19 protein-coding genes and 1 tRNA gene are annotated in these 20,986 nt (G+C 41.6%); 11 read left to right on the top strand and 9 right to left on the bottom strand.

From position 1 onward, the window contains the following. The first annotated feature begins 145 nt into the window (after positions 1-145). The 4 genes from U3A58_RS15945 (at position 146) to panB (ending at position 3,752) form a co-directional block, all read left to right on the top strand. A complete protein-coding gene (locus U3A58_RS15945) occupies positions 146-1,303 on the top strand; it encodes a 3-deoxy-D-manno-octulosonic acid transferase (protein ID WP_323825032.1) in 1,158 nt (385 codons plus the stop codon). A 146-nt stretch (positions 1,304-1,449) separates the two neighbouring features. After that, a complete protein-coding gene (gene rsgA, locus U3A58_RS15940) occupies positions 1,450-2,373 on the top strand; it encodes a ribosome small subunit-dependent GTPase A (RefSeq protein WP_323825031.1) in 924 nt (307 codons plus the stop codon). 61 nt (positions 2,374-2,434) lie between these two features. Then, on the top strand, positions 2,435-2,926 hold the full coding sequence (locus U3A58_RS15935) for a phosphoribosyltransferase family protein (RefSeq protein WP_323825028.1): 492 nt from the start codon (positions 2,435-2,437) through the stop codon (positions 2,924-2,926). Positions 2,927-2,930: 4 nt separating this feature from the next. Then, entirely contained in the window at positions 2,931-3,752 is an 822-nt protein-coding gene (gene panB, locus U3A58_RS15930; protein WP_323825026.1) for a 3-methyl-2-oxobutanoate hydroxymethyltransferase, read from the top strand. 60 nt (positions 3,753-3,812) lie between these two features. On the opposite strand, the gene U3A58_RS15925 is transcribed toward panB, so the two are convergent. From U3A58_RS15925 to U3A58_RS15895, 7 genes are all read right to left on the bottom strand, one after another. Further along, entirely contained in the window at positions 3,813-4,844 is a 1,032-nt protein-coding gene (locus U3A58_RS15925) for a hypothetical protein (RefSeq protein WP_323825024.1), read from the bottom strand. Positions 4,845-5,314: 470 nt separating this feature from the next. Next, on the bottom strand, positions 5,315-6,514 hold the full coding sequence (locus U3A58_RS15920; protein ID WP_323825022.1) for a glycoside hydrolase family 57 protein: 1,200 nt from the start codon (positions 6,512-6,514) through the stop codon (positions 5,315-5,317). Continuing rightward, positions 6,511-7,797, bottom strand: coding sequence for a glycosyltransferase family 4 protein (locus U3A58_RS15915; protein ID WP_323825020.1), 1,287 nt, complete (start codon positions 7,795-7,797; stop codon positions 6,511-6,513). Before U3A58_RS15915 ends, U3A58_RS15920 begins: the two co-directional genes overlap by 4 nt. 9 nt (positions 7,798-7,806) lie before the next feature. After that, positions 7,807-9,723, bottom strand: coding sequence for an amylo-alpha-1,6-glucosidase (locus U3A58_RS15910; protein WP_323825018.1), 1,917 nt, complete (start codon positions 9,721-9,723; stop codon positions 7,807-7,809). A 109-nt stretch (positions 9,724-9,832) separates the two neighbouring features. After that, positions 9,833-9,973, bottom strand: a complete 141-nt coding sequence (locus tag U3A58_RS15905; RefSeq protein ID WP_170124565.1) for a hypothetical protein — start codon at positions 9,971-9,973, stop codon at positions 9,833-9,835. A 105-nt stretch (positions 9,974-10,078) separates the two neighbouring features. Further along, a tRNA-His gene (locus U3A58_RS15900) sits at positions 10,079-10,154 on the bottom strand. 76 nt (positions 10,155-10,230) lie between these two features. Then, positions 10,231-11,574 carry a dihydroorotase gene (locus U3A58_RS15895; RefSeq protein ID WP_323825016.1) on the bottom strand — a complete coding sequence of 448 codons (1,344 nt, stop codon included), beginning with the start codon at positions 11,572-11,574 and terminating at the stop codon, positions 10,231-10,233. Between the two features lie 47 nt (positions 11,575-11,621). Here U3A58_RS15895 and U3A58_RS15890 point away from each other — a divergent pair, with 47 nt between their 5' ends. Then, positions 11,622-12,995 (top strand): DEAD/DEAH box helicase, encoded by a 1,374-nt coding sequence (locus U3A58_RS15890; RefSeq protein WP_323825014.1) that lies wholly within the window; start codon positions 11,622-11,624, stop codon positions 12,993-12,995. 106 nt (positions 12,996-13,101) lie between these two features. Here U3A58_RS15890 and U3A58_RS15885 read toward each other — a convergent pair whose 3' ends face one another. Further along, a complete protein-coding gene (locus U3A58_RS15885; RefSeq protein WP_323825012.1) occupies positions 13,102-14,403 on the bottom strand; it encodes an amidohydrolase in 1,302 nt (433 codons plus the stop codon). A 151-nt stretch (positions 14,404-14,554) separates the two neighbouring features. Between U3A58_RS15885 and U3A58_RS15880 the strand changes: the two genes are divergently transcribed. Both U3A58_RS15880 and U3A58_RS15875 read left to right on the top strand, forming a co-directional pair. Beyond that, complete coding sequence (locus tag U3A58_RS15880; protein WP_323825010.1) at positions 14,555-15,253, top strand: SDR family oxidoreductase; 699 nt, start codon at positions 14,555-14,557, stop codon at positions 15,251-15,253. Positions 15,254-15,519: 266 nt separating this feature from the next. Then, on the top strand, positions 15,520-16,044 hold the full coding sequence (locus tag U3A58_RS15875; RefSeq protein WP_323825008.1) for a peroxiredoxin family protein: 525 nt from the start codon (positions 15,520-15,522) through the stop codon (positions 16,042-16,044). Here U3A58_RS15875 and U3A58_RS15870 read toward each other — a convergent pair. Then, positions 16,041-17,252: an ATP-binding protein gene (locus U3A58_RS15870; protein ID WP_323825006.1), complete on the bottom strand. Its 1,212-nt coding sequence runs from the start codon at positions 17,250-17,252 to the stop codon at positions 16,041-16,043. The genes U3A58_RS15875 and U3A58_RS15870 overlap by 4 nt on opposite strands. A 194-nt stretch (positions 17,253-17,446) precedes the next feature. Between U3A58_RS15870 and gldA the strand changes: the two genes are divergently transcribed. The 4 genes from gldA to gldG are packed head-to-tail and all read left to right on the top strand — an operon-like array spanning position 17,447 to position 20,923. Then, positions 17,447-18,355 carry a gliding motility-associated ABC transporter ATP-binding subunit GldA gene (gldA, locus tag U3A58_RS15865; RefSeq protein WP_323825004.1) on the top strand — a complete coding sequence of 303 codons (909 nt, stop codon included), beginning with the start codon at positions 17,447-17,449 and terminating at the stop codon, positions 18,353-18,355. A gap of 2 nt (positions 18,356-18,357) precedes the next feature. Beyond that, positions 18,358-18,510, top strand: coding sequence for a hypothetical protein (locus U3A58_RS15860; RefSeq protein ID WP_323825002.1), 153 nt, complete (start codon positions 18,358-18,360; stop codon positions 18,508-18,510). Then, a complete protein-coding gene (gldF, locus tag U3A58_RS15855; protein WP_323825000.1) occupies positions 18,507-19,226 on the top strand; it encodes a gliding motility-associated ABC transporter permease subunit GldF in 720 nt (239 codons plus the stop codon). Before U3A58_RS15860 ends, gldF begins: the two co-directional genes overlap by 4 nt. A 5-nt stretch (positions 19,227-19,231) precedes the next feature. Further along, positions 19,232-20,923 carry a gliding motility-associated ABC transporter substrate-binding protein GldG gene (gldG, locus tag U3A58_RS15850; protein WP_323824998.1) on the top strand — a complete coding sequence of 564 codons (1,692 nt, stop codon included), beginning with the start codon at positions 19,232-19,234 and terminating at the stop codon, positions 20,921-20,923. Positions 20,924-20,986 lie beyond the last annotated feature (63 nt).

The raw sequence follows: 20,986 nt of genomic DNA, 5'->3' as shown, positions 1-20,986 counted from the left end.
TTGCCAGGGAATTACATGCGAATGAGACTATTTCCAGTCAAATGGCTACTTTTGACAAATGAAATGGATTTATAGAATCGGGATAATTTTTGCGAGGATCCTTCTGCTGCTAGGCGGACTCTTTATCCCCAAAATTAGCCATTTCTTGACAAGCAGAAAAAATCTATTTCAGGGACTTTTAGCATTTAGGAAAAAAAATCCAGGTAGTCTGGCTTGGTTTCATGTAGCATCTTTAGGTGAGTACGAGCAGGCTAGGCCTGTGCTCGCTGAGCTTAAGCGAGTTCAACCTGCTCAGTTAGTGGTCGTTAGTTTTTTCAGTCCTTCGGGGTATGATAATGTGATCAAAAAACCACAAACAAATGTGGATTTTATCACTTATTTGCCACTGGACGGTAAGACTTTGGCTACACGATTTGTAGAAACCCTACAGCCTAGTCTAGCTTTTTTTGTCAAATACGACCTGTGGTATCATCATATCATGGCGCTGAAAGTGAGAGAGATACCCCTCTTTCTTTTCTCGGCATCTTTTCGTCCAGATCAGATTTATTTTATGCGAGATGGCTTTTTCAGAAAGATCCTATTTCAATTCGACCATATTTTTACCCAAAACAAGAGTTCTCTTGACTTACTAAAATCAATCAATTATCAACAGACCAGTATAGCTGGGGACACTCGCTATGACCGAGTGGCGGAGACGGCGAAGAATTATAGGGAGTTCCCGGCATTGGCTAGCTGGGTCGGTGAAAGACCTACTATTGTAGCTGGCTCGGTGTGGCAGGAGGATATGGATATGCTGATTCCTTTGATAAATGCACATCCAGAATATCGATGGCTCATTGCTCCGCACGATTTGAATCCAGAGCCGATGAATCGATGGGCGGATCAGTTATCTTTAGCTGCTGCTAGGTATTCTCAATGGGATTCGGAACAGTCTCCAGAGGTGCTTTTTATTGATAGTATTGGGATGCTAAGTTCATTATATCAATTTGCCAAGGTAGCTTATGTGGGAGGTGCATGCGGTAAAGGGCTTCATAATATCTTGGAGCCACTGGGGTTCGGGGTTCCTGTGATTTTTGGCAAATTGGTAAAGTCTGAAAAATTTCCTGAGGCATCAGAAAGTCAGGCCAAAGGATGTGGATTTGAAGTCAGCGATGCAGAAAGTTTGAAGGTGGTTTTTGCTAAATTGGAAAAGCCAGACTTTTATCAATACAGTGCAGATTCAGCCCGGGATTGGGTGCAAATGAATCGTGGCGCAGCAGCGAAAATTATAAGAAAAGTGGGGAAACTAGTTTCAGAGGTATGAAATTGAGCAGGACAAATAGGCTCACACAGTGCGATGATTATAAAAACCTGTGAGATTCTCCCGATCCGCCGCGGCGGACGGGACAGGCTATCCCGTTTCCTTCGTCACGGGACAGGTTATGACCAATAAAAATCAATTATAAACACATGAAAGGAAGAGTGATAAAATCTACCGGTAGCTGGTATTTGGTTCAGACCGATGGAGAAGTCGTTTCTTCCAGATTAAAGGGGAAATTCAAGCAAGACGATCTTAAGCTGACCAATCCTATTGCTGTGGGAGATTGGGTAGAATTGGCAAAGGAAGAGAATCAGGAGACTGCTGTGATTTCGGATATTTTACCCCGTGAAAATTATGTGATCCGGAAGTCCACTCGAAATCAGCATTTTTCTCACATCATCGCCAGTAATCTAGATCAAGCAATTCTTGTAATTACCATGAAAAGTCCACGGACATCCTTGGGTTTTATTGATCGGTTTTTGGTCAGTACAGAAAGTTTTAGAATTCCTGCCATTTTGGTAGTGAACAAAATGGATCAAATGTCCGGTGAAAAGGCGGAGGACTGGCTACTGGATATTCATGAGATCTATGAGCCTTTGGGCTACCAGGTATTGGAAGCGTCGGCATTGAAAGAGGAGAATTTGAAAGAAAAATTCAACCCAGTTCTAGCTGGAAAATCCACCTTGATTGCAGGACATTCAGGAGTGGGGAAATCAACTATGCTTAATGCGTTGGTTCCCCAAGCTGCACAGCATACCAAAGAAGTTTCCGGATTTACATCCAAAGGTGTACATACTACTACTTTTGCAGAACTTTTTTCCTTGGAGAATGGTGGTGATTTGATCGATACACCCGGAATCAAGGAGTTTGGGATACTAGATATAGATGACAATGAGCTGTCACATTATTTCCCTGAAATGAGAAATTGCCTCGGACAATGCAAATACAATAATTGCCAGCATGTAAATGAACCGGGGTGTGTAGTGCTGGAGAAGGTAGAGTCTGGATATATCCATCCTTACCGCTACGAAAGCTATTTGAATATCCTCAATGAAGAAGATGACTACAGATAAGCTGTTCACTCGATTTTGAATCCAAGTAGAATTGACCTAATTTTCATTTTTGAAAAAAACCATGAGCGAAGTACTCAATCACCAGCAGATAAAGAAGAAAATCACCCGGATGGCCTATGAGATTTACGAAAGAAATCTCAATTCAAAGGCCGTTGTATTTGCAGGGATTTCTGGAATGGGGGAAACTCTAGCCGACCTTCTTGCTACCGAGCTAAGAGCAATTTCTCCTCTTACTATCGAGCAAATTAAAATCATTATAGACAAAGTTCACGTTGCTTCAGAAGAGGTGAAGCTTTCGACTGCAATAGATTTGCAGGGGAAAACCCTGATTTTGGTGGACGATGTACTCAATACCGGCAAGACCTTGGTATATGCCATGAAGCCTTTTTTGGATGAAGAACTGTACAAGATGGAAATAGCTGTGCTAGTCAATCGCAGCCACGGTCTCTTTCCTATTCGAGCTGATTACACAGGGTTTGAGCTTTCTACCACACTCAATGAACATATCAAAGTAGATTTCTCTGGAGATAACTACTTCGTTTATCTACACTAAAACTATGTCAGTACATTCCTCTGCCAATGTAAAAAGAATCACTACGCACATTCTCCAGGAGATGAAAGATCGTGGTGAGAAAATCTCCATGCTCACTGCCTATGATTTTTCTATGGCCAAAATCGTGGATGCTGCCGGGATTGATATCATTCTCGTAGGAGATTCGGCTTCCAATGTGATGGCTGGTCATGAAACTACCTTGCCGATTACCTTGGATCAAATGATTTACCATGCTTCTTCTGTAGTGAGAGCAGTGAATAGAGCTTTTGTAGTAGTTGACATTCCTTTTGGTAGCTATCAGGGTAATAGCTCTGAGGCATTGCGATCTACTATTCGAATCATGAAAGAATCAGGAGCCCATGCTATAAAAGTGGAGGGTGGTTCTGAAATCAAAGAATCAGTCGCTAGGATTCTTAGTGCTGGAGTTCCAGTTATGGGCCATTTGGGATTGACTCCCCAATCGATATATAAGTTTGGTACTTACACCGTCAGGGCCAAAGAAGGTGCGGAAGCAGCCAAACTACTGGAGGATGCGAAGCTTTTGGAAGAATTGGGATGCTTTGCAATAGTGGTGGAAAAAATCCCGGCGGAATTAGCGAAGAAAGTGGCTGAATCAGTATCCATTCCAATTATCGGCATAGGTGCTGGAGGTGGCGTGGATGGCCAAGTCTTGGTGGTTCACGATATGCTCGGAATCACTCAGGAATTCAAACCAAGATTTTTAAGACAATACGCTGACCTAGAAGGGATAATGATGGGGGCCTTTGGGCAATATATCAAAGACGTGAAGAGTAAAGACTTTCCAAACGAAAAGGAGAGTTATTGAGACCCAAGCAATACTAAGAGCAGCTTTGCGAAGCTGCTCTTAGTATTAGAAAGTATCTCATTAATAATTACTAGTATATTCTGTCAAGTGGTAGGTAAGAAATTTGTGGCCTGCATGGTAAAGTCCTTCAGCATACTTGGCAGGATCTACATCCACCCATTTTGTATCTTTTGCATAGCTTGGCCCTGCGATTACCACGGGGGTGAAGGAAGTAGTGGTCGCAGAGCTTTGTTTGGAATAGACCACCATTTTCTCTTTTTTGATGATTCCTTCAATTTCTAAAGCTTCTTTTAATGAGCCTTGGTATTGAATCTCAGCTCCTGCTCCCATTTTTCCTTGGACAACTTTGATCATTGAAGAGATTTTGTCAAAGGATTCGGATCCTTTTAACCCCTTTTCTTTTGGGGCGCGTACCATATATTCTCCGGCAAGTCTGTAATTGGTCAGCATTTTGACTTCAGCACCATTGCTTGGCAGCCAACTATCTCCATCTTCGGAATACATAAAGTATAGATTGACAGTAGCGACAGCTGCATCATCCAATTCGCTAGAGAGTTTTTGTGCCGCATTTAGGTTCGCCAATGGCCCTTCTTTGCCACTATCGTAAAAGGAATATCCGCTAGGTACACTCACCATGAGACCAGGGAGTGGTGATTCTATTACATAAGGGCCTGTCGCTTTTTCCCAGCCTTTATAAATCTCGGTGGCTCCGGCAAGCGCTGGATCGACAATTTCGAATTCTTCTGCTTTCAGACTCTCAATAAATTCCTTATATAATTGATCGGTTTTTTCCTGAATTTTCGCCTGATCCAGTCCGGTGAGCCCAATTGCCCCTCTTGCTGTAGCTTCCCCTTTTACATTTCCACCAAAACCTGCTCCTCCTTTTTTATAATCTATAGCTTCTTTGTACACTTCAAAGTTGATATTGAAAGCAGCGATATAGATTTTTTTCGGTTTTTTGCTTAGCTTTTTTAAGCCGTAAGACATATCATCTGAGGGGGAGAATTTACTTAATGTTTGGGCTGATAGTTCTGAGAAGATGTTTATTACAAAAAGTGGAATTATTGCTAGTGTTATGTGTTTTAGTTTCATGTTGATGTGGGGTTTGTTTGAATTGCCAATTTGTTTACAAATCCACTTTCAATAAATACGGCGTATGACCTATTTTTCAATACTCCCCAAACTTGAAACTTGCCAAAAAAAGGGCGTGTTATTATGCCGGAGAATTTGCCATATGGCCAGCTACAAATCGGACTCAGGAAAAGAACGTTTCCTGGCTGGAGGTAGTGGCAAATTATTTGATCAATGAAGTAAGACAAGTCTGCTCATTATCTTGAGCGCCCTTTGTGGTAGCTAATTGCAAATTGATATCTTCTTTTACTTTTGAGGACGCGTAATTGGCAAAACTGGTGAAGCTTGATCCAAATTCACAAATGGGAAAATAAAGGTAGCCACTGCTACATAGACATCCCCTAAAGCTTTGGAGAGCTTGGAGCTAGTATTTGTAAATGTGCCTTTTTCGTGACCGCTATTAGCTACGCCTTTTACCCAATAATCTTATTCTAAAGGATTTTTTGTTTTTCCTTTACTCTGATCATGAAATCACTCAGCACATTCATGAAATTAATAAAAGCATCATAGGGAGAATCATAAGGGCTAAAATAGGAGTGGATGTCTCCGTCAGAAAAGAACTTGGTACACATATAATAGAAATGATCAGAAGTTTGTAAGTATCTCCAGTCACGCTGAATCTCCTCATCGTCAATGGTGTTGACTAATTTCTCCAAATCATATAGCCGATCAAAAGCCTCATCCTGCAAGTCATTTCCAAGCCATGCGGTCAAATCCCTTTCTTCATCAGCCCAAGAAATAGGTATAGGGACATGGATTTTGCCGACTGGGGAGATTTTTGAAGCAATTTCTGAGGGTGTAGAAAAACCGAAATTAGTTTTTGTGAAGACTGCCTCAGGAAGGTGTCTCATGAAGTCAAATATTCCAGTTTCAGCCCATTGATGCTCGCCGAAGGTCTCATAATCCATAAAAAGATTAAGCGTCTCTTCTTCACTTGGAATAGCATTGATCCAGTCGATAAATTTATCGGTAGTCAATGGATAATCATTCCAGGCTTTATTCCCAAATCTAAATGCAATGTCATCGCTCAATTGGAAATTCTTCAACAGGATTTTCAATTTTGGTTCAATGCTATTTACATAGACATAGTTGGGGCTTTTCCATCCAAGGATATGTTTAGCTCCTTCTGTCAGCATGGCATCGTACCCCATTTCGGCTACTAAGGCTCCTATCTGGTCAGAATAAATTAACTCTGTATTTCGAAAGACTTTTGGTGTATATCCATTGAAAAGCTCTTTGATTTTTGCCTGATGCTTATAGACAAGATCTTTGAACTCGTCCTTGCTTTTAAGCGAGGCTAGTGAATGGGAAAAAGTTTCATTTAATAACTCTACATGTCCCGTTGCGACTAGCTTCTGGAAACTCTCTAAAACATCAGGAGCATAAGCCTGTATTTGATCCATGAAGGTTCCAGAGATTGAAAAGCTAACTTTAAACTCTCCGTTATACTTATTTATGAGTTCTAGTAGTAATGCATTCATAGGTAAATAACACTTTTGTGCTACTTTCCTCATGATACTACGATTGGAGAAATCGTCCCAATAATGGTGGTCCTCGCCAATGTCAAAAAAGCGATAAGGTTTCAGACGGTAAGGCTGATGAACCTGAAAGTAAAAGCATATGGTTCTCATGGTATCTGGTGTAATGTTTTTTGGTAAACTGTGACGAGTTTCTCGGCCACATGTTCCCATTTCAATTTTTTCAATTCTTCAGTTCCCAGCTCTTTAAACATTCTGGAAATACCATCATAGTGAAGCAGCGCGAATATGGCATCTGCCATGGAATCAATATCCCAAAAGTCAATTTTGATGGCATTATTGAGGACTTCCGCAACCCCGGATTGTTTGGAAATTATCACGGGCGTATTATGCCTTACTGCCTCCAGAGGTGATATTCCAAAAGGTTCGGATACAGACGGCATCACATACACGTCTGAAATTGCGTACATGTGATCTACATCATCACCTTTAAGAAATCCAGTAAAGTGAAACTTGGTACCCATTCTCAGCTCTGCCACACGATCAATCATTCGATTCAATAAGTCTCCATTACCCGCCATGACAAAACGTACATTGGGGTCTCGCTCGATGACTTTTTTGGCGGCTTCCACGAAATATTCTGGGCCTTTTTGAAAAGTAATTCTTCCTAAGAAGGTCACGATTTTTTCAGGTACTTTTTTCTGGTAGCTAGACTTGATTATACTTGCATCCAAGACAGCATTGTGAAGGACAGTTATCTTGCTCGCCTGAACTCCATATTTTCTGACGATAATGTTTTTGGTCAATTGGCTCACAGCGACGATATGATCTGCGGCGTGCATTCCAGCTCTTTCGATATCATAGACCACCTGATTGACGGATTCCCCGGAGCGATCAAACTCTGTGGCATGGACATGCGCCACCATCGGTTTGCCACTGATTTCCTTTGCTGCTATCCCCGCGGGGAAGGAAAGCCAATCATGGGCATGGATGATGTCGTGTTCCTTATTTTTAGAGATATGAGCAGCGACCAAGGCATAGCGTGAAACCTCCATCATCAAGTCTTTGCCATATTTACCGCTGAATTCAAATTTATTTGAAAACACACTTTCATCTACATCAGTCCTATCGTGGATAGAGTAGTCCGTGTACTTTTTGAATTCATCCGGCCCCAGGTAAGGAACCAAAAAACTACTCACCTCCAAATAGGTGAGGTTTTTCCAGAATTTTTTAAACCTTTTTTCGCGGTAATCTATGGTGATGTCACTTGCATTGACAAAATCTGCCAATGGCTCCTCGTCACCCCAAAGTTTAGGTACAACAAATATGATGTCTTGATTATGATGAGCCATCCCCTTGACTAAACCATAGCACGCAGTCCCAAGACCTCCAGAAATATGTGGTGGGAATTCCCACCCAAACATTAGCACCTTCATAAAAGTCTTTTATATCTTCTTGACTAAATCCATCATTCTAAGCAATTCTGATACGCTCCAAGCCTGCGATATCGCTCCTTTCGGGCGATGCGGTGGATCTCCATCGTATATTTCTGCTACTGCACCCACACCGTATTGCGTCATTACTCCGTCAAAACCTTTTACGATTTTTCGGATAAAATTAGCTCCTGACTTCCCATGAAGCTTAATATATCCTTCGACAAAATGCCCAAGCGGCCAAACCCATACAGTTCCATTATGATACGCTTCGTCTCTGCTGATCTGATCCCCAAAGTAATAGCCCTTGTATGCGGGGTCATCTGGAGAAAGTGAGCGCACCCCTCTTGTGGTAAGGAGCTTTGCTTTGGCTGTCTCAAGAACTTGATCACATTTATCATCACTGAGCATAAGGTAAGGCAATGAGGTCGCAAAAATCATATTTGGTCTGATAGACCAGTCTTTTTCTTCCCCATTCACACAATCTGCCAAATGGCCATATTCATCTGACCAAAACGTTTTCTCGAAAGTTTCCTTGATCTTTGTAGCATAATCTACTGCCTTTTCATCACCGGTCAATTCATGGTAAAAGCAAAGTGCGTTGTACCAAAGAGCCTGAATTTCCACCGGGCAACCAGCTCGCTGGGTAACAGGCCCGTCGGGAGTCACCGCATCCATCCAGGTAAGTGCCTTCCCTTCCTCGCCTCCGAAGACTAGTCCATTTTCCTGGACATGGATATTGAAGTCTGTGCCAGCGATATAGCCATCGATGATTCCCTTCATTTTTCCGAGGTATCGATCTTTAATCGTTTTACTGTCTCCAGTATAGATTACATATTGTTGTAATGCCCAGAAATACCATAATGGGGCGTCAATAGAATTCATATTAGTAGTCACTCCGCTTCCCACATTAGGAAAAAGAGGGCCTCGAAGGTCACGGGACATCGTGTCCATGATATCCAAGAAGGTTTTGGGATTGCCAGTGGCAAGTGTAAGGCCTGGAGCTGCCACAAAGGTGTCTCTTCCCCACCAGCCAAACCATGGGTACCCGGCTATAACTCTTGTGTCTCCATCACGCTGCCTAATAAATTGACCAGCCGAGTTTTTGAGACAGTTTATAAAATTACTTCTTGGAATTCTCCTTGCGATTTCTTTCTCAAAAGCACTTTGACGTGTTTTCGGGTCAGCCTCTGTCAGTCCAGCTGAAAATATGACAGATTCGCCTTTTTCAATCTCAAACTCGAAATATCCCGGAACATACAAGTCTTCTTGATAATTATAGCCTCGCTCCCGCTCCAAGATATATTCTATATTATAATACCAATCGGGGGCTGGGACAAATTCTACTTTCTTAGATACCTGTAAATAAAGCGGGTCGTATTTTTCGTAAAGATGGAAAACAGCTCCATTTGAAGCCTTCTTGTATTTCTTATTTATATCTGTGTTTGCTTTACAGAGGTCATGATATCCTCTAAATGCCAAAAAAGGTTGGATCCGTATTTTAGTGGGTGAATGTGCATCCAGCAGCGTGTATCGAATCATGAGGCGATCTCGGTTGGTATCCAAGATCAATTCTTTTTGCAAGAGTACTCCCCCCACACGATAGGTCAGTTTTGGGATGGGTTCAGAATCAAAATCCTCTAGGTATTTATGGCCTCTTGGAGAATAGTTTCCCGGGAATTTACTGATACCCAAATTAAAACTTGCCCCATGCTGGATCACTGTTTCGTGAACTGTGGATAGCATGACATGGCTTTGGGAGTCGATTTGAGGCTGAGGTACCACTAGCAATCCGTGGTATTTGCGGGTGTTGCAGCAAATGATCGAAGTACTGGTGTATGCCCCAGAACGATTGGATCTGATGATCTCTCTTTCGAGGGAATAGTTCAGATTGATTAATTGTGTTTTATCAAAATGGATATAACTCATGCGGGAAAAATTCTATGTCGTTAAAAATAGAGTTTTGCACCGACAAGAAAAATGAAATGGAAAAAAATAAAGGTTATGTTTCCATAACCTTTATTTTTTGTAGTGATATTCAAGAATGAATCGCCTCTTTTTGGATTTCTTCGAAATTTCTTAGCGATTCTTCGAATTTCATCAAGTAGCTTTTTGCCATTCTGATATTGATAGGTTTTACTTGAGGAAATTTGGGAGAAGTTTTGAACAAAGTAAACATCTGAAGTTGGTTTAGTTCTGGCAGGGTTTATCAAATGCTGTGCCAACAGAAGCTCAAGTAATACGCTGTTAATAACAAAGCCCCTCAACAAGGAGGGGCTGTTTTGGGTGAAAGACCGGGTTCGAACCGGCGACCTCTGGATCCACAAACCAGCGCTCTAACCAGCTGAGCTACAATCACCATTTATACATCTGGACTGGTTTCTTCCAAACGGTCTGCAAAAGTAATAATTAAGCTGAATCAGCGCAAGATGATTATTAAAATTTTATAGAAAAATTAAGTCGCTCACCTTTTTTCTCTTCATGGAATGTACCGTTTTCGTACGCTAAATGTCCAGAAACGACTGTGTGTGTGACTTTTGACTGGAATATATGTCCTTCGAAAGGAGACCAGCCACATTTAGATAAAATATTTTCTTTGGCAACTTTCCATGGATTAGTTAAGTCCACTAATACCAAATCGGCATAATAACCCTCTCTTATGAATCCTCTTTCCTTGATATGAAATAATGTCGCTACGTTATGACACATTTTCAGCGCAATTTTCTCTAAGCTGATTTTACCTTGGTGATAGAAGTCAAGCATGGCGACCAAGCTGTGTTGATTTAATGGGCCACCGGATGGAGCTTTGGTGTAAATCTGAGCCTTCTCTTCTAATGTATGAGGGGCATGATCTGTGGCGACTACATCGATGGTGCCGTCAAGCATTGCATTAAAAATGGCCTCCCGGTCTTTAGCTGTTTTTACCGCAGGATTCCATTTGATCAGGTTTCCTTTAGTTTCATAATCTGACTCAGAAAACCACATATGGTGGATACAGGCTTCAGCAGTTACTTTCTTTTCTTCCAATGGAATAGTATTGGTGAAAAGCTCCAATTCTTTTGCGGTACTGATATGAAGGATGTGAAGGCGAGTGCCGTATTTTTTTGCCATTGCCACGGCTCTGCTGGAAGCGTCGTAGCATGCCTCCTCGGATCTGATTTTTGGGTGAAATTTCACTGGGATATCATCTCCATAGATAGATTTGAACTCATCTAGATTGGCTTTGATGATGTTGTCGTTTTCGCTATGGATGGCAATGATCGCTTTGCACTGTTTAAATATTTCTTCTAAGGATTCAATGTTGTCCACCACCATGTTTCCAGTGGAAGAGCCTTGGAAAATCTTTAAACCACACACTTCTTCGAAATCAACCTTCATGATCTCATCTAAGTTGCTGTTTGTCGCCCCCATGAAAAAAGAATAGTTGGCCAAAGAAACTTCTGATGCTCTGGCGTATTTCTGCTCTAGAAGTTCTACGGTAGTTGCCTGCGGAATAGTATTTGGCATTTCCATATAGGATGTAGTGCCGCCAGCCACGCCAGCTTTGGACTCTGTGTAGATCTCAGCTTTGTGGGTAAGACCTGGCTCTCTGAAGTGTACCTGATCATCAATTAATCCCGGGAAAAGATGTTTTCCTTTTGCATTGATATATGTGTCAGCCTTCTCCCCACTGAGATCTTTCCCCAGTTTTGAAATTCTTCCATTTTCTACTAACACATCACCCGGACTTATCCGGCCTTCATTGACTATATTTGCACCGGTGATCAGAATACTTTTCATCTTTACTCCTTTTAGGATTTTACTAGTTCAACCAAAATTAACGAATCATGAGCAATGAGGCCTCAACTTTTGAAGCATTTAAGCTAAATCGACAGCTATTGAATGCCGTGGCGGATGCGGGCTATGTTCATCCTACGCCTATTCAGGAAAAGGCTATCCCACTTGCACTTGCCGGTCATGATGTATTAGGGATAGCTCAGACAGGAACAGGAAAGACCGCTGCTTATGTGTTGCCTCTTCTCATGAAGGTAAAGTATGCGCAAGGTGATCATGCGAGAGCTGTGATTTTAGCACCTACTCGTGAACTGGTGATGCAGATCGAAGAGGTAGTGCTGCAAATGGCAGCAAATACCGATTTGAGGATGGTTGCCCTATATGGTGGTTTGGGGCCAAAAACTCAGATTGAAATTCTGGAGAAAGGTGTTGATATTATTGTTTCTACACCGGGAAGATTTCTGGATATCTATAGAAAAGGTAAAATCCTGACCAAGGAAATTAAAACCTTGGTCTTGGATGAAGCCGACAAAATGATGGATATGGGCTTTATGCCTCAGATCAGGTCGATCTTGGAAATTATCCCTATCAAGAGGCAGAATTTACTTTTTTCAGCCACGTTTGGAGAACGCATCGACAGATTTGCTGCGGAATTTCTTGAGTTTCCGGAGCGGGTAGAAGTGACTCCACAGGCTACTACTGCTGAGACAATTGGGCAACTGAAATACTTGGTGCCAAATATCCGGACCAAACTCAACCTTCTTGCGCATCTGTTTAAAAATGAGGAGGTTAATAGAGCTATTATTTTTACCAGATCAAGAAGAAATGCGGAAGAGGTTTTTGCATTTTTAAATAATCGGAACTTCGGCGAAGTCAGAGTAATTCATGCCAATAAGGGGCAGAATACTAGAATCAATTCCATCGAAGATTTCAAAGGAGGAGATGTTCGGATTCTTGTTGCTACGGATGTAGCTTCCAGAGGATTGGATGTGACGATGGTTTCTCACGTGATCAACTTTGATGTGCCGCTTATCTATGAGGATTATGTTCATAGAATAGGCAGAACGGGCAGAGCTGAGAAAGAAGGCAAGGCAATCAGTTTTGTCAACCCTGCAGAAACCTATCACTTCGATAAGATCGAGGAGATCATCCGAATGAAAGTGGAGGAAGCAGAAATACCTTCCGAAGTGGATGTGACGGCAACACCTTTTGAGGAGAAGCAAGCTTATGCACGAGAACTTGATCGTTTGCTGCAAAAAGATAATCCTGATTATAAGGGAGCATTTCATGAGAAGAAAGAGTTTAAAAAACCGAATGCACACCTAGAGCAACAGGAGAAAGAGAAAAAGCGTGGAAATAAAAACTCCAAAGCCAAAACCAATAGAAATCAGCTGAAGACAAAGCACCAGAAGAATAAAGGTAAATAAGCTTAAAATTCATAGAGCCTTACTCTTGCTTACTGCATAAAATGAAAAACCCGATTCATGACGAATCGGGTTTTTCTATATCAAGCTACAGATGTCTAGCTACTCGCTACTTATTTTGTCCCATAAAATCGACCACAAAGTAGCTCATCACGCGTACGCCTAAAACAAATCCACTTTCATCAATATAAAAGCCTGGCGTGTGGTGAGATGGAGTGGTAATTGGATCGCCGCCTTTTTTCATTCCTCCAAGTCTGATAAATAGGCCTGGCTTTTCTCTCTGGAAGAAGCTGAAATCTTCCGCTCCTGTCACTGGATCCATATAAATCACATTCTCTTTGCCTGCAGCAGCCTCTAATGTTGGAATCATATCTTTGGTCAGTTCAGTGTCATTTACTGTAGAAGGATAAAGTTTCTCGATTTTCAGATCTACTGTAGCTCCAGCACTTGCTGCGATATTTGTTACTATCTCCGTGATACGCTTTTCTACTAAGGCTTGCTGCTCATTACCAAAAGTTCTTACAGTACCTATCATCTTTACTTCCTCTGGGATAATATTATGACGAATACCGCCATGAATAGCGCCTATTGTTACTACAGCCGGGTTTTGAGTGACATTTACACTTCTGGAAAGAATGGTCTGCAATCCCATGATGATCTGCGAGCTGGTCACTATTGGGTCCACGCTAGACCAAGGGTAAGCTCCATGGGCTTGTACTCCTTTTACCGTAATCTCTAAATTATCGACTGCCGCCATCGCAGGGCCAGTACGATAGCCTATCTTTCCGACTTCCATTTGCGAAGCGATATGTAAGCCAAAAACAGCATCTACATCGTCCATCACGCCCTCTTTTACCATAAGTTCAGCGCCAGCTATTTCAGCGTCATATACGCCTTCCTCAGCTGGTTGGAAAATGAACTTCACAGTGCCTTCCAGGTCATTCTTCATGCTGGCGAGAACTTCCGCCACTCCCATAAGGATAGCTATATGTGAATCGTGACCACAGGCATGCATTACACCTGTTTCCTGGCCATTGTAAGTAGCGGTGTTTATAGATTTGAATGGTAGGTCATTTCGTTCGGTTACTGGAAGCGCATCCATATCTGCGCGAAGTGCTACGGTAGGGCCAGGCTTTCCGCCTTTCAAAATGCCAACTACTCCTGTAACTGCTACGTTTTCAGTTACTTCTATTCCAAGCGAGCGAAGATGATCTGCGACTTTCTTTGCTGTACGAAATTCCTGATTTCCCAACTCTGGATGCATATGAAAGTCTCGGCGCCACTCGATCACCTTAGGTTCTATTGAATTTGCCTTGGAGTCGATAGCTGGACGGAGTTCGGATTGAGCGAAAAGCGTTGCTGTACCTATAAGCATAGCAACAAGTAGTAGGGGTAGAAAAAGTTTTTTCATGGTTGGTGGTTTTGTCATGTTGTTATTCAAATTTAGAAAATTGTGTTAATGCTCAAGCTTTTTTTGGTGGGAATAGAAAGTAAACACTTTGCGTAAAAGAACTTTTTCACCTCAAATGCTTTTGTACTGTAAATCATTTGAACAAGTATCTATGAAACTTAATAATCAAATCGCAGTAGTAACTGGCGTGAGTAAAGGAATAGGGCTGGAAGTAGTCAAATTGTTAATTGAAAAAGGAACGATTGTCGCGGGATGGGGGAGAAATGCTCCGGATTTTCAGCATGATAATTTCCACTTTTTCACCTGTGACGTTTCTAAGGAAGATTCTGTGGAAAAAGCTTTTCAGCAAACTACGAGTAAATTAGGTTCGGATATTAGAGTACTTATCAATAATGCTGGTTTTGGAGTTTCGGGTAAATTCGAAGAAATGTCTTCGGAAGATTGGAAATCCATGTTTGACACGAATGTTCATGGATTGTTTTATGTGAGCAAAAGACTTATTCCTGCTATGAAAGCTGCTGACGAAGGACATATTTTAAATATCGCATCAATCGCTGGATTGAATGGAGTAGCCAATTTTGCAGGATACGTAGGGACAAAGCACGCTATACGCGGGATTTCCCATTCCATGTATATGGAGCTTAGAGATTTTGGAATCAAAGTTTCGACTATTTATCCGGGTTCTACACAGACTAATTTCTTCGATGATATAGAAGGCGCCAATGCGAATGAAAATATGATGCGACCTCAGGATGTGGCTCAGACTATTGTCCAAACATTAGAAACTCACCCGAATTATTTCGTGGCAGACGTGGAATGCAGACCTCTGAGACCGAAAGGCAAGAAGTAAGAAAATCCTCTTTTGAAAATGTAATCCATAGCATCTATAAGTCATAATTTGAGCCTTATAGGTATTTTATTTTGGAAGCGTCTCATCATTTTCTATAACGGTGATGATCTTTTAGCAGGTTTTCAACTTGTTTTGACTGAGTTAAGTGTTTTCTTTAAAATCGAGCATGACTCAAAGCGACACACAGTGGGATGATTATAATCCATGCGAGATTCCACCTGCTTGACGGCAGTCAGGTGTGACCATTAAAAATCAATTATAAACACATGAAAAAAACAAATTTGATTATTCTTCTTACCGTGTTAATAGGTGGTGCGGTGTATATGGGTTATTTGTCTCAAATGGGCAATTCCGTTGAAGCTGCAACATTTACAGCCCCAAGTACTCTTCCTGACTTTACGTTGAATGATGTAAATGGAGAGTCAAAGTCAATTCATCAGTTGGCAGGAAAAAAGCCCACGCTATTCATCTATTTCAATTCCACCTGTCATTTATGTCAAGATGAATTGGGTTCTATTTCGAAGAGAATAGATGAGTTTAAGGACTATAACATCATTTTAACTACTGTGCAGCCTAGGGAGGAAATGATAGGATTTGTAGATGGGCTAGGGATTAAAAATAAAGACAACGTTCATTTTTTACTTGATTCGGAAATGCAGGTTGCTTCTTTCTACCAAATTAGAAGCTTACCTTCTATCTTTTGTTACAATGCTGAAAAGCAGTTGATAGCAGAATACGTAGGGATTACCGAAATAGATCTTTTGCTTGAGAAATTGGCGCAAGTAAATTAGGCTTTGAAGTAGTACTTAGATTGGTGTAAAAACCATTTCCAAGCTGGTATCACAGAAATTTCTTCGAAACTGTCTTCCTGATTATATGTGATGATGAAGCCGGAGCTAAGTCCTGTTTCCTTCATCGCGTCTTTGATGCCCTTAACTTCCCTATCGAGGTTGTCCGGAGTTAATTCCCAGCAGACCTGAACTGCACCGATTATTTCTTCATTCCATTTGATGAGAAAATCACATTCAGAGTTTTTGGATTTGTAATAATGAATTGTATTGAATGATCTTCGCAGATGTAAATACACGAAATTCTCAAGCCTTCTTCCCAAATCCTTACTAAAGGAGAGGGAATTTGCGGAAGCCAGTGCCGGATCAACGCAAAAGGCTTTTTTTGGATTAGCTACTTGCTTTCGGATGGATTTAGAATACATCGGGATCAAGTCAAATAGGTAACTTTCTTCTAGGTAATCACAGTAATTAATCAGTGTTCGCACAGATTTGATTTCCAGCAGTTGTGCCATTTTAGAATAACTGAATTCCTTTGCTACGTTGGATGCTAGGAAAACTCCCAATCGAATCAGTTGAGTTTCATTGGAGATATTTCTTCTGACAGCCACATCCCGAGTCAAGATATCCCGCATCAATGTTCTCAAGTATTCCTGATCTAAGCTTTGCAAATATTCAGGAAATCCTCCTAGCTGGAAGTAGGATTCGAAACTTGCTTCTTCCGGCACCAACCCTTTATAGCTTAAAAACTCTGTATAGCTGAAAGGGAACAGCTCTATTTGTTTGTATCTGCCGGTAAGTCTTGTTCCTAGTTCTCGGCTGAGCATGCTGGCATTGGACCCTGTGATGTAAAGCGGCTGACCTTTTTCATGTAGCGAACGTGCAAAAACCTCCCAGCCTACTATCCATTGAAGTTCATCTAAGAGTATGATAGTTTTTCCAAACTCATTTCTTAACTCTTCAAGCTTTGGGAAATCGGTTGGCTCAAAGTCTACCAGTCTAGGATCCTCAAAATTCAGATAAAGTCCAGATTGGTTTTCGGAAAAGGTATTCCGTATCAAAATACTTTTTCCACAGCGTCTTACCCCGCTTACTATCATGATTTGATTCGTGTAATCGGGTAGGCTTTCCTCTCTTGCTATCAGTGACTTTTGAAGAAAATTCTCATTTTGATCTAAGATTATTTCTCCAAGTGTTTGCTTTTGTACCATTTAAGTATCTGTAAATCAATGTAAATATAATATCTTGTATTTATAATACAAGATATCGTGTATTCTAAATACAAGATATTCTAAAAAAGGATGGGGTTGGAAAGAGAATTGTCGAAGATGTAATCACTTCCAAAAGCGATTCAACTAATGAAAACTCTATTTTTTCCTTACTTTTGATTGACTAAAAAAGCCACATGTCACTCGAAGTATCCAAACTCACCAAACTGTACGGAAATCAAAAAGCACTTGATGACGTGTCTTTTTTTACTACTCCCGGAAGGATTCTTGGATTCTTGGGGCCAAATGGTGCAGGGAAATCCACGATGATGAAAATCATTACCGGGTTTTTGTCAGCAGATTCCGGGGATGTGAAAGTGATGGGGAAGGACCCGATACATTTTCCCACGGAAGTGAGTCGATTGATAGGATACTTACCGGAGCACAATCCCCTTTATCTCGATATGTTTGTACGGGAATTTTTGGAATTCTCTGGAGGACTGTATGGGTTGTCAGGGCAAATATTAAAATTGAGAACCAGGGAAATGCTTAATCGCACCGGCCTTGAGCCAGAGCAGCACAAGAAAATAGGGCAGCTTTCCAAGGGATATCGGCAGCGGGTAGGTTTGGCTAGAGCGTTGATTCATGATCCCCAAGTGATTATTCTGGATGAACCGACCACCGGTCTTGACCCTAATCAGTTGGTGGATATCAGAAGCCTGATTCAAGAAGTTGCTAAAGACAAAACGCTGATTCTTTCCACACACATTATGCAGGAAGTAGAGGCAATTTGCCATGATGTAGTCATCATCAATAAGGGCAAGATTCTAGCTTCAGATTCGCTTTCAAATTTGAAGTCGAATGCGAATGAGACTATTTTAATACTGGAAACTGAGGAAGATTTGGAGCTTGAGTGGTTCGTAAATGTAGGTCAAGTTGATTTTGGTGCAAAAGGACAAATCGAATTGCTTATTTCCGCAGCAGATCCTGCTATAGCTAGAAAAGCCATCATTCAGATTCTACATGAGCGCTCACTGAACTTGGTCAGTCTCAATCAAAGTAAAAAAACGCTGGAATTAATTTTCCGGGAAATCACCAACGCCTAACTATGAAAATGAGCATGTCGAATTCGACACACGGAGTGATGATTATCCGTAATGCGAGATTCTCCCGATCCGCCGCGGCGGACGGGACGGGCTATCCCGTTTCCTTCGTCACGGGACAGGTTATGGCCTTAGAAAAACAAATTATAGACACATGAAAAGCCTCTTTCTAAAAGAAATAAATGCCTTTTTCGGAAGCCTTTTAGGTTACCTCGTTTTAGCGTTGTTTCTAGTAGCGATAGGTCTGATCGTCTGGGTTTTTCCAGAAAGCAGCGTGCTCGAATATGGCTTTGCGGATCTGGAAGCACTGTTTACTTATACTCCTTATGTATTTACGTTTCTTGTTCCAGCGCTTTCCATGCGAGCAATTGCTGATGAGCGGAAAACCGGAACCTGGGAACTGCTAAGAACTTCACCACTTTCTTTGGTGCAAATCGTTCTGGCCAAATACTCCGCCTTGCTTTGTCTGGTTCTCGTGGCACTTCTGCCTACGCTACTCTATTTCTACAGCATCATACAGCTTGGCAATCCAATTGGCAACCTAGATCAGGCAGGCTTTTTTGGCTCTTGGATAGGCTTGCTTATGATCGGAGCAGTTTTCGCGGCAGTAGGCTTGTTTGCAAGTTCTCTGACGTCCCAGCAGGTTGTAGCTTTCGTGTTAGGTGTATTTCTATGCTTTATTCTTTATTTTGGATTCTCTGCTTTGGCGGACATGCAGCTTGGCAGTATTTCCTATTGGGCAGAAGATCTTAGCCTTAGTTATCATTATATCAATCTGAGCAGGGGAGTTATTTATTCAGCAGATTTATTTTTTTTATTCGGCATGATTTGGTTGTTTTTGGGTGGGTCGATTTTGGTTTTGAGAAATAAATGAAAAACATGGCCTTACATATCGCAAAGCCTTGGTTATTCTTTTTTGGGGGAATTCTACTGTTTGTATTGTTGGCTCACTTCCTCGATTTCCGAATTGACCTTACGGAGGAAAAACGCTATTCTCTTCATCCTGCAACTGAGAAAGTGCTTTCTGAAATCACCGAGCCTCTTCATGTGGAGATTCTTTTGGTGGGAGAAAATCTTCCGGGTGGCATGCGGCGTTTGCAAAAATCCATTGAAGAAACAGTTCGGACGTTCAATGCCTATAGTCCTGAAAAAATAACCTATTCTTATTTTGATCCTTTGAGTTTGCCAGAAAGCGAGGGTGGTGATTTTATTTTGTTATTGTCAGAATATGGGATTAATCCGACAAATTTGTCCGTGCTGAGAAGTTCTGGCCAACAAGAGCAGCTGATTTTCCCTGGGATTTTGGTCAGCAATGCCGAATATGAAACAGGTGCCTTAGTACTGAGCGGTGAACGAGGAATGGGGCAGGATCAGATTCTCAATCAGTCAATAGAAAACCTAGAATTTGAGCTCAGCAATGCTATTCGAAAGTTAATTTCTCCTGAGTCATCATCCATCGCAATGATCATGGGGCACGGGGAAATGGGGTCAGATGAAGGGTTCGGAATGGTCGAAGCGTTGGACGGAGAATTTGAGCTTTTCAAAGTACCACTAGAGCAAGCCAATACTCCTGCAGACTTGGCTGGGTTTAAGATGGTTTTTATCCTAGGACCAAAAGAAAGTTATACTGAGCGGGAGGTTTACTTGCTGGATCAGTATGTGATGGGCGGAGGGAATCTAGTGGTATTATTAGACGGAGTGGCGGTGGAAATAGAGAATGCGGGTGGGGAAGGAACTTTGGCTATGCCTGTTGAATTGGGCTTGGACAACATGCTATTCCGTTATGGAATCCGTGTAAATAAGGATCTGATTCAGGATTTGAGCTTTGGCTACATTCCTGTGATGGGCGGAAACTTTGGAGATCAGCAACAAATGGTTCCGCTGCCTTGGCCCTTTTATATCCTGGCAGGAAGGATGCAGGAGCATGCCATTACCAAGGGATTAGATGTGGTCGAATTTCGTTTTGCGAGCAGCTTGGATACTGTCAAGGCCGAAGGTATCATCAAAACTCCATTGATCTTCAGCTCAGATTTGACACGGATATTGCCTGCTCCCGCCCGTGTAGCTTTTGTAGATATGGAACAGAAGCCCGATGTGACGCAGTTTGGATTGAAAAATCTGCCCCTTGCATATTTGTTGGAGGGGGAATTTACTTCCTTATTTAAGAACCGTTTTTTACCGGATGGCTTTGTACAAACAGATTTTAAAGATTCAGGTAATGGAAAAGTGGTTGTGATCGGAGATGGGGATGTATTTCAATCTCAGACCAGCTTGGAGAGCGGTGCGCCTTTGGAATTGGGAGAAGATCCATTTAGTCAAACGACTTTTGCGAATAAACTTTTTCTGAAAAATCTAGTCCAGTATCTTGCTGATCCAGAGGGTATCATTGCATCTCGTACGCGTACATTCCAGATTCGCCCATTGAATAAGGTGAAGATTGCCCAGGAAAAGACCTTTTGGCAAGGATTAAATGTAGTGGTTCCGATTATTGTATTGGTGATTTTTGGAGGGATGGTCTGGTGGATTCGTAAGAATAAATACAGCAAAAAAATAAACCAGCCTAAAAAATAGCATCTATTTCAATAATTTTCCAGAGAATCATTTATACGGGGGTTCGAATTAGAATTTATTTAT

Origin of the sequence: Algoriphagus persicinus (assembly GCF_035156415.1) — a bacterium.
Classification (GTDB): Bacteria; Bacteroidota; Bacteroidia; order Cytophagales; family Cyclobacteriaceae; genus Algoriphagus; species Algoriphagus persicinus.
Note: the sequence above shows the minus strand (reverse complement) of the source record. Positions and strands in the feature narration are given on the sequence as shown.